General features: G+C 55.1%; 1 pseudogene. It reads left to right on the top strand.

From position 1 onward, the window contains the following. Positions 1–264, top strand: a pseudogene (locus EN984_RS38425) (hypothetical protein); the annotation flags it as partial. Positions 265–1375 lie beyond the last annotated feature (1111 nt).

The following is a 1375-nucleotide window of genomic DNA, read 5'->3' as shown; positions in this document are numbered from 1 at the left end:
GTGGTTGGCGGAGCTATTCTCGGCGCTCTGATCGAGGGGATGGCGGACGATCATCACAATCGACGGCACACGACGAGTAACTACCGCTCCGATAGCAGCTACAATGGTTGTCATGGCATCGGATGCAAAGTCGACAATCCGGACAAGGCAATCGATACCCGACCGCAATTTGACAGGCAGGGAGAGCCAAACTTTGATGTGCATGGCAACTACCAAGGATGCCATGGTGCAGGCTGCCTTGTCGACAATCCTGACGCGGAGTGAATTGAAGGGCGAAGGAAGCCGGTCACGATTGTCAAAGCGGGGCTCTTAAATCTTTGCCGCAGCATCAATCTTGATCTTCATCGTGGCATCACCACGGCAGACTTCGTTCACCTGCTTCTTGGTTTCTCCTCGAAGCGGTGGAGGCAGCCGAACATGTTCTCTATCTCCTCCTCCATCGTGGCGGCGGCTGAGACGATAAGATCGAGGTTCTTATGCCGTCGATCCATGGGGGCTTGTGCGGAAGCCTCTTTGTACCAAGAATGTACCAAAAGAGAGCCGCTATCCAGAAAAATCGTTGCGAATCAGTCTGTTACGGGAAATTGATGGCGGAGAGGGAGGGATTCCCTTTCACCTCTATGATACTGAAAATACTAGTCTTTTCGCGCTTTTTGTTACACAGTTTGTTACACAGCTACAACTACGATTTATAACCGCTCTAAGCTCGCAGCTTTTGGGCTCGCCTGCCCAATCCATCCGATCTGTCGAAACCGATGGCTTGTAGGACACTCCCGCGTGTGTACGTTGGGGCTTGGGTCAGAAGGTGACCCACAGCAAAGACGGGAGCGCCGCAGCGCAAAAGATCTCATCGGTCAAGGAACAGATAGTGAAGTAGCCTGTGACAATCGGCGCCAGCATCACCTCCAAAGCCGACCAGGAAAAACCCGCAAAAAACGTCGCCCTCAGATACCCCGTCGGCAATGAATATGGGACCGAAGTTGCGCGGCAGATCGGGCGTTAGATGCCTTCATGACATCTGAACCTGAGCAGGCTCCTACGCCGCGAGCCGGCACATTTCCGAACGGAGTTTCGTCCGGCTGCGCAAAAAGGTGCCCTGTCGAGACTTACTTGTTGGCCAAATGGCTTAGCAGGGACGAACTCGTGAAGAGATTGATAATGCAACACTATCAGTCGTTGTGCTGATCCGACAGGCTGTGCGTTTTGGCACGAAAATCATGGCGAAAAGCGCACCGGCACTTTACTCTCCAAATTATGATTCGCCTCGATCCCGCGACCGCCAGCTCCTCTGCGCCGCCCTCCGTTCCCGCGTGGGCGATCACAAGCGCCGGCGCGCCGAGTGACGGCGACGCCGCCTTCCGGGCCGGCGCCGCCC

Origin of the sequence: Mesorhizobium sp. M7A.F.Ca.CA.004.12.1.1, from assembly GCF_003997835.1 — a bacterium.
Classification (GTDB): domain Bacteria; phylum Pseudomonadota; class Alphaproteobacteria; order Rhizobiales; family Rhizobiaceae; genus Mesorhizobium.
Note: the sequence above shows the minus strand (reverse complement) of the source record. Positions and strands in the feature narration are given on the sequence as shown.